The sequence below is a fragment of the Actinokineospora spheciospongiae genome (assembly GCF_003182415.1).
In the GTDB taxonomy this organism is placed as follows: domain Bacteria; phylum Actinomycetota; class Actinomycetes; order Mycobacteriales; family Pseudonocardiaceae; genus Actinokineospora; species Actinokineospora spheciospongiae.
The window spans coordinates 638,258-650,744 of record NZ_QHCP01000001.1 but is presented as its reverse complement, the minus strand read 5'-3'; the positions used below and the strand labels follow the sequence as shown (position 1 = coordinate 650,744).

The 12,487-nt window shown below is 72.8% G+C and carries 12 protein-coding genes and 2 pseudogenes; 4 read left to right on the top strand and 10 right to left on the bottom strand.

What is annotated here, in order from left to right; all coding sequences use genetic code 11:
- Window positions 1-44 precede the first annotated feature (44 nt).
- Together DFQ13_RS35880 and DFQ13_RS02755 are read left to right on the top strand one after the other, a co-directional pair.
- Window positions 45-419: pseudogene (locus DFQ13_RS35880) on the top strand (helix-turn-helix domain-containing protein); the annotation flags it as partial.
- A 302-nt stretch (window positions 420-721) separates the two neighbouring features.
- On the top strand, window positions 722-1,441 hold the full coding sequence (locus DFQ13_RS02755; RefSeq protein WP_110078654.1) for a hypothetical protein: 720 nt from the start codon (window positions 722-724) through the stop codon (window positions 1,439-1,441).
- A gap of 489 nt (window positions 1,442-1,930) precedes the next feature.
- On the opposite strand, the pseudogene DFQ13_RS35875 reads toward DFQ13_RS02755, so the two are convergent.
- The 4 genes and pseudogenes from DFQ13_RS35875 to DFQ13_RS02735 all read right to left on the bottom strand — a co-directional run.
- Window positions 1,931-2,017: pseudogene (locus DFQ13_RS35875) on the bottom strand (IS5/IS1182 family transposase); the annotation flags it as partial.
- Window positions 2,018-2,123: 106 nt separating this feature from the next.
- Window positions 2,124-2,777, bottom strand: a complete 654-nt coding sequence (locus tag DFQ13_RS32925; RefSeq protein WP_146241060.1) for a hypothetical protein — start codon at window positions 2,775-2,777, stop codon at window positions 2,124-2,126.
- Window positions 2,778-2,873: 96 nt separating this feature from the next.
- Complete coding sequence (locus tag DFQ13_RS02740) at window positions 2,874-3,914, bottom strand: YhjD/YihY/BrkB family envelope integrity protein (RefSeq protein ID WP_035278886.1); 1,041 nt, start codon at window positions 3,912-3,914, stop codon at window positions 2,874-2,876.
- 147 nt (window positions 3,915-4,061) lie between these two features.
- Entirely contained in the window at window positions 4,062-4,472 is a 411-nt protein-coding gene (locus DFQ13_RS02735; protein ID WP_146241058.1) for a hypothetical protein, read from the bottom strand.
- A 184-nt stretch (window positions 4,473-4,656) separates the two neighbouring features.
- Here DFQ13_RS02735 and DFQ13_RS02730 point away from each other — a divergent pair, with 184 nt between their 5' ends.
- On the top strand, window positions 4,657-5,265 hold the full coding sequence (locus tag DFQ13_RS02730; RefSeq protein ID WP_110078652.1) for an SGNH/GDSL hydrolase family protein: 609 nt from the start codon (window positions 4,657-4,659) through the stop codon (window positions 5,263-5,265).
- Window positions 5,266-5,325: 60 nt separating this feature from the next.
- Here DFQ13_RS02730 and DFQ13_RS02725 read toward each other — a convergent pair whose 3' ends face one another.
- The 6 genes from DFQ13_RS02725 to DFQ13_RS02700 form a co-directional block, all read right to left on the bottom strand.
- Window positions 5,326-6,219 carry a hypothetical protein gene (locus DFQ13_RS02725; protein ID WP_110078651.1) on the bottom strand — a complete coding sequence of 298 codons (894 nt, stop codon included), beginning with the start codon at window positions 6,217-6,219 and terminating at the stop codon, window positions 5,326-5,328.
- 778 nt (window positions 6,220-6,997) lie between these two features.
- On the bottom strand, window positions 6,998-7,531 hold the full coding sequence (locus DFQ13_RS02720; protein WP_181399802.1) for an HAD domain-containing protein: 534 nt from the start codon (window positions 7,529-7,531) through the stop codon (window positions 6,998-7,000).
- A gap of 21 nt (window positions 7,532-7,552) precedes the next feature.
- Window positions 7,553-8,407 carry an ABC transporter permease gene (locus tag DFQ13_RS02715; RefSeq protein WP_110078650.1) on the bottom strand — a complete coding sequence of 285 codons (855 nt, stop codon included), beginning with the start codon at window positions 8,405-8,407 and terminating at the stop codon, window positions 7,553-7,555.
- Complete coding sequence (locus DFQ13_RS02710; RefSeq protein WP_110078649.1) at window positions 8,404-9,432, bottom strand: ABC transporter ATP-binding protein; 1,029 nt, start codon at window positions 9,430-9,432, stop codon at window positions 8,404-8,406. The genes DFQ13_RS02715 and DFQ13_RS02710 overlap by 4 nt, the downstream gene beginning before the upstream one ends.
- 2 nt (window positions 9,433-9,434) lie before the next feature.
- Window positions 9,435-10,523 carry a hypothetical protein gene (locus DFQ13_RS02705; protein ID WP_110078648.1) on the bottom strand — a complete coding sequence of 363 codons (1,089 nt, stop codon included), beginning with the start codon at window positions 10,521-10,523 and terminating at the stop codon, window positions 9,435-9,437.
- Window positions 10,507-11,019: a sigma-70 family RNA polymerase sigma factor gene (locus DFQ13_RS02700; RefSeq protein WP_200873425.1), complete on the bottom strand. Its 513-nt coding sequence runs from the start codon at window positions 11,017-11,019 to the stop codon at window positions 10,507-10,509. Before DFQ13_RS02700 ends, DFQ13_RS02705 begins: the two co-directional genes overlap by 17 nt.
- A gap of 392 nt (window positions 11,020-11,411) precedes the next feature.
- Between DFQ13_RS02700 and DFQ13_RS02695 the strand changes: the two genes are divergently transcribed.
- Window positions 11,412-12,398, top strand: coding sequence for a sensor histidine kinase (locus DFQ13_RS02695; protein ID WP_146241056.1), 987 nt, complete (start codon window positions 11,412-11,414; stop codon window positions 12,396-12,398).
- Window positions 12,399-12,487: the final 89 nt, after the last annotated feature.

Sequence of the window (12,487 nt, the reverse complement as noted above, 5' to 3'; positions counted from 1 at the left end):
ATGCCACAATCAGGGCGCCGTTCGTCGGATGAACGCTGGGGGTGATGGTGAGCAGGACATGGCCCGCCGCCGTGTGGGACGCCAGCAGGCGCCGCGACCGCGGAGCCGTGCTCCGCGCCGCCCGCGAACACCTCGGCTGGTCGCAGGCCCACCTCGGGCAACGGTTCGGCTGCACCCCGTCGGCGATCTCACGGATGGAGAACGGGCGTCGCCGCGCCCTCGACCAAGTTGACGTCGCCGCCCGGATGGCCGCCATCCTCGGGTTGCCCGCACACGCCTTCGGCGCCGTTGAAACCACGACACGACCTGCCCCTTCACCGCCGCGGAGTCACCCGGCATCTACGGTGGGACCCCACCTGACCGTGGACGAGGAGGACGACCCGGTGCGTCGCCGCGCGTTCCTGAAGACCGCGAGCGCCATCGGCGCCGCCGCGGTCACCACACCGCACAACCTCTCCGCCCCCACCGACCCCGCCGCCCACCTCGCGTCCCTGCTGGAAGCCACCCTCGTCGACCCGAGGACGCACGCCGCGGCGGCCCCACACCAGACGCTCACGGCCGCGCTGAACAGCGCCCGTTCCGAGTTTCGTTACTGCCGCCACCTTGACCTGGCCGCCCGCCTCCCGAAGCTGATCTCCGCCGCCGACGCACCCATCAGCAGGAGGGCACCACCAGGACGGCTGCTCTGGTCACCGCCACCTACAACCTCACAATCAGGGTCTTGCTCAAGCTCGACGCCAGCGGTTCCGAGTGGATCGCGGCCGACCGCGCCATGCGCGCCGCCTCCACCTCCAGCGACCCGCTCCTGCTCGCCGAGGCACACCGCATGCTCGGGTCCGTCTTCCGCCGCGCCGCCCAAGCCGACAGCAGACGGGCAGCCCAGCACCACGACCGCGCCCAAGCCCTCACCCTCGCCGCAGCCGAACACCTCGACATCAACACCCGGAACCCGAAACAGGACCACCTCGCTCTGCACGGCCTGCTCATGTGCTCGGCCGGCTACGCCGCGGCGCGCGCCGGCGACCGAGACCGCACCACCACCTTCCTCCACGAGGCCCAGATCACCGTCGACCGGCTCGCCCCAGGGACGACCGCCCACCAACAACTCGCGGCGAACGTGCTCAGCCACCAAGTCTCCGCCCACTACCTCCTCGGAGACGCCGGAACGGCGCTTCACCACGCCCGCGCGGCATCAGCGCTCACCTTCCCCGACACCGAACGCCACGCCCGCTACCTCGGCGACGTCGCCCTCTGCTTCGCCCAATGGGGCAAACCTGCGCGAGCCCACACGCTCCTCCACGTCATCGAACGCCTCGCGCCGGACGAGGTGCGCACCCGCACGACCATGCGCAGGCTCATCGGCGAGCTGCTCGACAAACCGGGAGATGCGCCGCAGCGAGACCTCCAAGCCCTCGCCACTCGCGCGGGAATCCGTCGGTGAGCACTCACTGCACGTCCGCACGACACCGGCTCAGGCCCCGGCGACGACATCCCGTTCTGGGCGCTCACCTGGGGACCGGCCCCGGCGTCGGCGCACTCCCGCGTCGCCCGTGCCCGCGAATCCCTCGGCGAGCACCACGCCGCGGCCGACCGCCACATCAAGGCCGCCACCACCCGCCCCGGCACTCACACCCGCGTCGCCGCCTTGGACTTGGTCTCCGCAGGCCGCATGCACCACCTTGTGCACGGCGAGACACTTCCAACAGTGCACCGGCATCCGAAATGGCCCAACACCGCGAAGCCCCACCCGCGTCGCAGATGGGCGGGCATCCAGGCGCTGGAGGTTCAGGTCGCGAAGGGCGGCGTCGGCTTCGTCGTGCCTGTTGGAACCTGCGTGCGGCGCGCTCGCGAATGGAAGCGGGAGAACGAGGTTCGGCGCCGCTTCGCCGGGACCACCGAGTCCGCCGGTGCGTGGTTCAAGATCGCTGACCTGCGGGCGGGCCGCGAATCCCGGAACAAGGGGCTCCACGAGCTCCCACAACGCATCCGGCACCAACCGCAACGACAACGTGTCCACGGAAACAAATCATCCCACACCAAAATCCACCACGTGAGACCGGGTCTTAACCACACTTACGGGCAACCCGCAGTCATCCCCACCGACTCCCCAATGTGCGTTCGGGTCAGAAGGAGAACCCGGTCGCGTCCTCGAACTGAACCAACGTCTGCCGCCGGTTCTCATCGTCGACCGCGATAGCCACACGCTCCGCGACGAGACAATCGAGGATAGCTTCGATCTCGCGGACGTCGTAGGTCCCTCCTCTCAACGCCTCAGCCGTTTGCACGAGAAAATGCTTTTTATACAACTCTTTCTTATCCAAAGCCCCCTGATAGGTGTCCGTTTCCGTCTTGTAGTTGCTCCAGCGCACTTGCGGCGGCGGACAATCGCCAGAATAAAGATCGAGGTAACACTCGATCGCAGCGGCATTCCTGTTGATGTCGGAACGGTGATGCCCATCAGGACCCCATGACGGAAATGAGCGGAATTCCTCAAGCTCAGAAAGGATGATACCGCACATATTCGCGGGCAGGTCGAATTCTGGTAGCCGCCTGTAACCCCCAACCCCTTCGGCGTCATTGTCAAACAGAAAGACCACCTGGTTCTGGACATCTACCCTCGCCGACCCTTCTGCGAATTTAAGCAGACCTGACACACTGGAGAAGGGGTGACTCTTCTGCGTGTCGACGAAGCGGAAGAAATCCGCCACCTCTGGCCTTAAAACCTCTAGTGCGCGCGTCAAGATATGCACATCCGATTTGCCTTCAGTTGCGATCATGAACCTTTCGGTTCGTCGCACACCGAACGTAAATTCATCCTCAGTTGCCCATCCAGCTTCAACTAATGGACCATATCGCCAGACCGCCGCCGCGCGTCAGCGGCGGCGCCGCTTGCGGCCGAGGACGGTGGCGGTCACCGCGCCCACCACGGCACCCACCGCTGCGGGGACGAGCGGGTTCGGCCGGTCGGTGGCGGTGACGTGGACGAGCACCGCGCCGGGTGGGCGGATCGGTTGGCGCTTGGCGGTGTCGCGGCCGGTGGCGGTCCAGGCGGTGATGAAGACCAGCAGCCGCGACACCAGTGAGATGAACACCAGCAGGCCGATCACCGAGCCGAAGGCCACCCCGGTCGGCGAGTCGCCGATGATGCCGAGGTAGACGTTGCCCGCCAGCTTCAGCAGCTCGAACCCGACCGAGGCCGCCGCCGCGCCGCGCACGGCGCTGCGGATGCCGACCGGTTGGCGGGGCAGCTTCGCCAGCACCCAGAGGAACACCAGCCAGTCGGCCACCAGGACCAGCACCAGTGACGCCAGCCGCAGCAGCGCGGTCGCCCACGCGGTGTCGTCGACCCCCAGCAGCCGCAGCAGGTCGCCGCCGACGGCCCCACCCACGGCGGTGAGCGTGAAGGAGACCAGCAGCGCCAGCACCAGGCTGATCAGCGCGAGCAGGTCGCGGACGATGGTCCGCAGCAGCGGTTGGTTGACCCGCTGCTGCTCCCACATGGCGGTGAGCGAGTCGCGCAGGGCGTTCATCCAGTTCCAGCCGGAGTACAGGCCGATCAGCAGGCCCAGCACGCCGATGTGGGTGCGCTGGTCGATGAGGTTGTCCAGCAGCCGCCCCACCTCCTCGTCCAGCGGACCGGGCACCACGTTGGCCACCCCGATGCGCAGTTCCGAGAGCAGTTCGGGGCTGCCCGCCAGCAGGAACCCGGCGGTGGAGAACCCGACCATCAGCATGGGGACCAGCGAGAGCACGCTGAAGTAGGTGATCGAGGCGACGTACTGGTAGCCGCTGTGCTCGATGTACCGGTCGACGGCGCGGGCGAGATGGTCGAGCCACCGGTACCGCTCGCGGGACCGGCGCCACCGCGCGCCCCAGTCGACCGCGGGCCGTGATCGTTTTGTGCGCACGGGCATATGTCTACTGGGTGGCGGGCCGACCTGCCGAACGGTGCCGGTAGGTGGACGGCGCGGGGGGTGCGGGGGCCACCGGCAGCGGCCTGGGATCACCGTTCACCCGGGCGCGCACCTCCCACGCCCCACCGCCACCCGGGCGCCGGATGCTCAGCGCGGCAACGGTTTCCGCGCCCGCAGCGCCGTCGCCAGGTCGGCGGCGGCGATCACGGCGACGGCCCCGAGCGCGACCGCGACCCGCCTGCGCCGCCCGCCGCCGCGGTTCCCCATGGCGACGGCGAGCCCGGTCAGGTCGATCGCGTCCCCCACCACCCGGGTCCACACCCACGCCCCGGTCCGCTTGCTCCCCAACAGCCCGGCCGCGTGGACGAGCTCCCGCGCGCCCACCAGCGGCACCACCACCCGGGAGGTGTCGGAGTCGTCCACCCCGCTCAGCCGCCGCACCGCCCCGGGCGCGAGGACCTGCGCCGCCCCCAACCCCAGGCTGACCCAACCCAGCGCCCTTCCCCGCGCCCGGACCACTGCCCTGTTGCTCGTCTTCTCCTGCGTCACGACGACCATGACCACTCCCCTCCGCTCACCCAAGGCCGCGCGCCCCACCGCTTCCGGCGAACACCCACAGCACCGTGTGGGGGCGGTTACCACCACCGCCCACCGGTACACATGTGGACCCCCGTGAGCGCGATCGGTGTGAGATAGGCGGCACGCGGGAGCACCGGAACCGGGTGGGACGTTGTCACCGGCGATGAGCGAACAATTCCGTTTCCGCGTCCTCGGTGACTCCCTCGCCGCGGGTGTGGGGTGCGCGCGGGCCGAGCAGACCCTGGGCCACCTCATGTCCGACGTGCTGCGCGCGGCCGGGCACCGGGTGGACCTCGGCGTGCACGCCGTGTCCGGCGCGCGGTCGACCGACCTCGCCGCCCAGGTGCGGGCGGTGCTGCCCACCGGGGTCGACCTCGCGCTGGTCGTGATCGGCGCCAACGACCTCACCTCGTTCACCCCGCCCGCCGCGGGCGCGCAACTGCTGCACGACGCGGTCGCGGACCTGCGCCGCGCGGGGGCGCGGGTGGTCGTGGCCACCGCACCCGACCTCAGCGTGGTCTCGCACGTGCCGCCCATCTACCGGGCGTTCGTCTCCCAGGTCAGCGCGATGTACGCCCGCGCCCAAGCCGACGCGGTGGTGCGCGCGGGCGGCGCGGTGGCGGCCGTCGGGACCGACCTGCACGACCGGTTCGCCGCGGAACCGGGCCTGTTCTCGGCCGACCGGTTCCACCCCTCCCCCGCCGGGTACGCGCTCATCGCCGAAGCGCTCGCCCCGCACATCCGAGCCGCCGCGGAGCACCGGGCCGCGTGACCCGCGCGACCCGGTGTCCGCGAGGGACGACGCGGATGCCCCCCGCGCCGCCCCCGCCGTTCAGGCCGCGTGCCCCAGTCGGCCCCGACCGCGGAAGCACTCCCGCCCCGGCCGGTGGCCCGGGGTGAACGGCCCGGGCGCCACGTCGACCTCGGCGCCGGAGTGGAAGCCGACCGCGTAGTCGTGCTGGACGGTGACCGTCGCGGGCAGACCGGCCCGCCAGAGCACCCAGCGGGGGTCCAGGCCGCGGTGGCGGTGGCCGCCGTACCAGTCGTCGTTCACGGTCAGCAGCACCCCGCTGAGGCTCGCCTCGTAGGTGACCCGGAACCGCGCGGTGACCGAGTCGGTCAACAGGCAGGCGGTCTCGGCGGAGTGCGCGGGCACGTCGCCGCCCGCATCCGCGCCCACCCGGGCGACCCGGCTCCGGAAGGCGGTGTCGGACCAGCCCGCCTCGAAGCAGAAGGACCGCTCCCCCTCGATGTCGACGCTGACACCGATCGTGCCGGTGCAGGCGAAGGCGCCGCTCAGGGTCTGCGAGCGGATGACCGTCTCGGACTTGGCGACCGACAGGCCCGCCGAGCGGCGCGCGGGGCGGTCGCCCCCGTTGTCCCACCGCACGTGGTGGGCGATCACCGGCACGGCGTCGACGCCGAGGAACTCCGCACCGGTGGACCGGAGGGTGACCGTGACCGGCTGCCAACCGAAGGTGTCGTGGGAGTTGTCGTGGCGGCGGTCGCCCGGGCCGGGGCGGGGCGTGGTGGGGTCGCGCAGGAACCACCGGTCCGGTTCCCTGCCGATGCCCGCACCGCACGCCACCCGGATGCCCTCCCGGTCGCCGAAGCCGAAGGCGGTCGCCTCGTCCTCGGTGATGGTGTGCGCCAGCGTGCCCCACGCGTCCACCCCGCACCCGGCCCGGTCGAGCCCGGCGGTGATCTCCACGTTCAGGTCAGGCATCGTCACTCCGATCCAGGGGGGTCGAACCGCCCGACCGGCGGTCGCGGCGCGGGTGGCGCCCGGACCGCCCGGCTCGGACGTTGTACGAACTCCCTATCGGACAGCGCGCGAACGCTGTTTCAACAACGGACCAACGTTCCCACGCGTGGAGTAGCCGCTCTGACGCGGAGTGACCAACGGCCTATGAGGACAGTGGCGCCGCGCCCCTTTGCACACTTCCGAGCGCGCGCGTCCCGGGCGATCCACCGGACCGTGACCACGCCGAGTCCCGGCACGACCACACCGGATCGAGGGGACGGCCGATGACCGGCACCGAGCCGCAGCCCCGCGAACGGGGAGGCGCTTTGGGGTGGCTGGATGCGCTTCGCCGTGCCTGTGTTCTGCAAGACGCCGGGTTTTGGTGGGGGTGCCCGGCTGGGTGGATGTGCTTCGCCGCGCGCTTCGGCTCAGGCCCGGTCGTTTGGTGGGGGTGCCCGGCTGGGTGGATGTGTTTGGCCGGGGCCCCTATGGCGATCATGTGCTCCAGTGTGACCGGGTGGGGCTGAAAAGATGCCCCACCGCCCAGGCAGGCTGTCACATGATCGCCACCCCCGGCCAAACACATCCACCCACCCGGGCAGTCGCTCGCCGGGCCGGCGGTTGCGGAGGTGGTTGGCTGTCGCTGCGCCGGGTGGGTTCGGGGGGCTGGTGGTGGGCAGGCGGCTTCGGGTGGCCGGTTGGTGGCTGCGCCGGAGGGTTCGGGTGGGCGGTTGCTGATGCGGCGGTGGGGTTCGGGGGGTCAGGCGGTGCCCTGGGTGTGCGGCAGGCTCCGCCTGCGGGTCTCCCGCGACCACTCGCCGAGGGTGGCGTAGTCGGTGTCGGTGAGTCCGCGCCGGGGGTCGACGCGGTGGAGCAGGGCCGGGCCCCGGTGGTGCGCGGCCACCCACGCCCGGTCGGCGGGGGTGATCTCGTCGTCGACCCAGGCGAAGGGGCGGTTCGCGGCCCAGGTGATGAGGGTGCGGGTTTTCCAGTGCAGGCCGTTGCGCTCGTCGTGGTCGTCTTCGGCGGTGGTCGGTTCCGGCCAGGTGACCACTGCCGAGGGCGGTAGGCCGAGGCGTGGGGCGATGCTCTCGTTGGCTTCGTGCACCCAGGTCGTCGCCCAGACCAGGTCGTAGCCCAGGGCGGTCAGGCGGGGGCCGTGGTGGGGGTCGAGCCGGGCGAGGAGCGGGTTCGGGTCGGTGGCGCCGTACGTCGGGTACTGCTCCGGTGGGGCGCCGAACGGGAGGAGCGGTCCGTCGACGTCGAGGAAGAGCAGGGGGCGTTGGGCGGGCACGGGCGCACGGTACCCCGGTGGTCACAGGTCCTTGCGGGCGAAGGAGGTGGCTGCCAGGCCCCAGATCATGGCCACCCACACCGCCGCCCACGCCAGGTAGGCGGGGCTGAGCGCGGACTGGCTCAGGAACGGGAAGCCGTCGAAGCCGGGGCCCGCGTCCGCCAGTGCGGCCGCGTCCTGGAAGCCGTGCATGGCTCCGCGCCAGAGGCCGTCGGTGGGCAGGAGCACCCGGGAGACGGTGCCGACGCGGGCGACGCCCTCGTTGCCCAAGGCGGCGCCGAGGCCGCCGACGACGCCCGCCACCCAGGTGGCGCCGAAGAGGCCGACCGCGACCACGCCGGAGGCCATCGGGGAGATCACCGTGGACAGCAGCAGGCCCAGGGTGAGCAGCACGGTCGTCTGGGCGGCGAGCAGGGCGAGGGCGGTGACGGGCTGCGGGGGCCAGTAGTCCACCGTCCACAGCACCACGAGGCACTGGGCCAGGCCCGCGACGACGATGAAGCCGCTGCCGAAGGCCACCAGGCCCAGCCACTTGCCCAGCAGCAGCGCGGAGCGGCGGATCGGTCGGGCGAGCACCGACAGGGCGATACCCGACTCCGTCTCGCCGGACAGGGTGGGGCCGGTGAGGAACGCCGTGCCCAGTGCCGCGATCAGGCTGAAGCCGAACATGACCAGGTTGAGCAACTGGGAGGCCACCAACCGGGCCTGGCCGCTGGTGAGATCCACGCCGGACTCCGCCAGCAACCGGGAGAAACCCCAGGCGCTCAGGCCGAGCAGGGCGACCGTGAGCACGGCCAGGGCCCACAGCACGCGCCTGCGGGACGCCTCGCGCAGGGTCAGGGCGGCGATGGTCAACACCGTTCGGACCGTCGTCATCGGGTGCTCCCGTTCTCCGCGCTCTTGTTGCCCGCGCTCTTGTTCTCGGCGTTCTCGTTCTCCGCGCGGGCGTTCTCCGCGCGGAGGATGCCCAGCAGGCGTTGCTCCAGGCTGATCCGCGCCGGTTCGACGGCGTGCAGCCGCACGCCCGCGGCGGCCAGGTCGCGCACCAGGTCCGGGACGGTGGTGTCGTCCTCGACGGCGGGCAGGGCGACGGTGAACCAGTCGCCCTGCCGGTTGACGGTGCCGGTGGCGGTCAGGCGGGCTTCGGCGGCCGGGGTGAGGTCGGTCAGGCGGAGGCGGAGTTCGCGGGTGCCGAGCAGTTCGGCGAGGGTGCCCGAGGCGACGACGCGGCCGTGGTCGAGGATGACCGCCCGGTCGCAGACCCGTTCCACCTCACCGATGAGGTGCGAGTTGAGCAGCACCGCGACGCCGCGCGACTTGAGCGACAGCACGATGTCGCGCACGTCGGCGCGGCCGAGCGGGTCCAGCGCGCTGGTGGGTTCGTCCAGGACCACCAGTTCGGGTCGGGCCACCAGGGCGACCGCCAGGCCGAGCCGCTGCTGCATGCCCTTGGAGAAGCCGCCGACGCGGTCGCCCGCGCGGTCGGCCAGGCCCACCAGCTCCAGGCAGTCGCGCTGTTCCCGCTTCGGCACGTCGGCCCCGGCCAGCCGGACGTGCAGGGCCAGCACCTCCGCCGCGGTCAGCCACGGCTGGTACCGGAACAGCTCGGGCAGGTAGCCGACGCCCACGCGGGCGGCCGGTTCGCGGGCCGGGCGGCCCAGGAGCATGGCCTCCCCGGCGTCCGGGGTGACCAGGCCGAGCAGCATCTTGATCACCGTGGTCTTGCCCGCCCCGTTGGGTCCGAGCAGCCCGACCACCTCGCCGCGGCCGACCTGGAACGACACGTCGTCCACCGCTTGGCGCCGCCGGTACCCCTTGCGCAGCCCCGAACACCACGCGGCGGGTGTCGGCGGCAGGTCGGCCACCAGTCGCGCGGCGTCCCGCGTGTTCTGCCCGGTCATGATCAGCGCACCTCCCCGGCGATCGCCAGCACCTCGTCGGCGTCGAACGCCCCGGCCACCGCGGTGACCACCCCGTCGTCGACCCACACCACGGCCGCCATCGTCGCGTCCCGGGTGGCCAGGACCGTGGCGGGCACGCCGTGCACCTGCGCGGTCGAACTGGTGACGTGGTCGCCGGGCACGGGCAGCGGCAGGGTGGAGCCGTTGGAGAAGGCGCGCAACTGGGCCGCGACGGTGTCGGGCAGACCGGGGAACGACAGCAGGTAGTCCCGCACCACCTCGAACGGCACTCCGGCCGACACCGCCGTGGGCGCGACAGCGCGCCCCACCACGAGCGCGGGCACACCGGCGGCCTGCGACCAGACCGCAGCCACCCCCGGGCCCGCCACCAACCGCACCTGGCTGCCGTCCAACCCCGGTGGGGGCGACGGCATCCGCTCCCCGACCCCGGCGGCGGCCCGCTCGGCGCGCTCCGCGGCGAAGGTGAACGCGATGCTGACCTTGCCGCCCACCCGGTACTCCGGACCACCGGTGACCCCCCGGGGCAGCACGGCCAACTCCGGCACGTCGACCCCGGTCTCGGCGGCCGCGGCCGCCGCGTCGCGGACCCGGTGCACCTCGCCGTCCCGGGTCACGGCGACGTCGCCGTACGCGCTCAGGTCGGGCAGGGCCATCACGTCGGCGGTGCTGAGGCTGACCGCGCCGACCCGCTCGGTCCGGAAGATCGGCAGCCAGTCGTTGGCGGCTGCGGTGCCCGCCCCCGCCAGCACGACAGCGGCGGCGAGCGCCGCGACGACCGGGCGCCGCAGGATCGAGCGCCCCCGGCGCGGCGCCGTCGCCCGCGCGGACCGCTCCGCGGGCACCGCCGTCAGCCGCCGCCAGGCCGCGTCGACGTCAGCTCCGTCGCTGTCGATGTCGGCTCGCACACCCACCACCGACAGCGCCGCGCCGACGCGGGCGGCGTCCTCCCGCACACCCGCCAACTCCTCCAGGCACCGCGCGCAGTCCGCGACGTGCCCGCGATCGGCGTCGGCGACGCCCGCGGGCTCGTCGACCAGCCTGCGCAGCACGCCCTCACCCGGATGACGCATGACGGTTCAACTCCTCACGCAGAGCGGTTTCGGCGCGCCGCACGGTGGTGCCGACGCTGCCGGGGGACATGTCCAGCGCCGCGGCCACCTCGGCGTAGCTCAGGCCGCTGTGCCGCAGCACCAGGGCCACGGCCTGCTTGCGGGGCAACCGCCCGAGCGCCGCCCGGACCCGGCCGCGCTCCTCGGTCACCACCACCGCGTCGGCCACGTCGCCCACGACGACGGGCTCGGCCACGGCGGCGGTCTCCTCCCGCGACGCGCGGCGGCGCCCGGAGCGGATCAGGTTCAACGCGGTGTGCGCGGCGGCGACCGACAACCACCCCCGGGCTTCCCCGTCGGGCACCGAGGAACGGCCGAAGGAGAGGAACACCTCCTGCGCCACGTCCTCGGCCTGGTCCCGGGACCCCAGGACCCGGGCCGCCACACCGACCACCCGCCGGTACTCCCGGCGGAACACCTCGGCCAGGTCCGGGCGCACGCCACCGCTGTCCGCCACGCCCCTCCCCCTCTCCCGCCGCCCCACCCCGGCACCGGGAACCGCCAAGACGGCCGCGGGGGCCGCTCGACCGCGCTGAACCAACTCCATACCCCTACAGCACCGCCGGGCCCACGAATGTGACACCCGGGAGCGCTCGGAAAAAATTCCGGGCTTCAAACACACAGCCGATCAGCGCCATCCGGGCACCGGCAACACCACTCCGGACTTCGGGCGGACCCGGTTCCAGCCGGACAGCACTGCAAGAGCACGGTCTGTGAACACATCCGGCCCGACCGAAAACCACAGCGGAATCCCGGCTTCCAAACACATCGCGGTCACGCAGCATCACCAACGCGGCCGCGCGGAAGACCGCGGGTGACTGAGGGTGATCGCCGGAGTACGGTCGTGGCGTGCGGGTGCGAGAACGGGAAGGCCGGGCGGTGGCGGCGGTCTCCGACTGCCTCGCGCTCCCCCGCGCCTCGGGAGCCCCGTGGCCGGACCTGGGGGCGCTGGCCGAGGCGATCGCGGGGGCCGCGGAGGTCGACGGGTGCTGGTTCACCGTCGCCGGGAACCGGTTCGGCTGGGGGGTGGACGGCCCCGCCTGGTCGGCCGTGGTGGAGCACAGCGGCGAGGCGCAGGGGGTCGTGGCGGTGTGCCCGGAGTCGGCGGGGCCGCTGGGCGGGTTGGCGGCGGTGCTGGGACCGGTGTTCGCCGCCGCTCGGTTGGCGGCCGAGACCGACGACCTGCGGCGGGCCGGGGACGCGGCGCTGCGGGAGCTGGCGGACGCGCGGTGGCGCGCGGCGGCGGACATGGACCGGGAGCGGCGCGGGCTGGAACGCGACCTGCACGACGGGGCGCAGCACCACCTGGTCGCCCTGCGGATGGCGGTCGGGCTGCTGGAGCACGCCGTGGCCAAGGGCGGCGCCGCGGCGGCCCGCCCCCGGCTCGACGACCTGCTCACCCGCCTCGACGCGGCCGAGGCCCTGGTGGGCCGCACGGCGGCGGGCATCCTGCCGCTGGCCCTGGTGGACGACGGCCTCGCCGCCGCGCTGGTCGCCGAGCTGGCCGAGCACGCGGACGTGGCGCTGGACCTGGGCCCGGGGCTGCGCCGGTACCCGGCCGTGGCGGAGTCGGCCGTCTACTTCGTGTGCATGGAGGCGGTGAACAACGCGCACAAGCACGCCCCTGGCGCCCGGATCACGGTCCGCACGCGCGACACCGACCGGGGCCTGGAGTTCGAGGTGCGCGACGACGGCCCCGGCTTCGACCGGTCCGCCCTGCCCGCCGACTCCGGGCTGCACAACCTCAACGCGCGCGCCGCCGCCGTGGGCGGCTCCGTGCGCGTCACCTCGGCACCCGGCCGGGGAACGGTGGTCGCCGGTTTCGTTCCCCTCTGACCGGACCATCCCGAGTGGACCGACCGACCGGCGGCGGGTGTGGTCGACGCACCACCGCGCGCACGCCGCCTGCCGCGCGACCTCCGCCG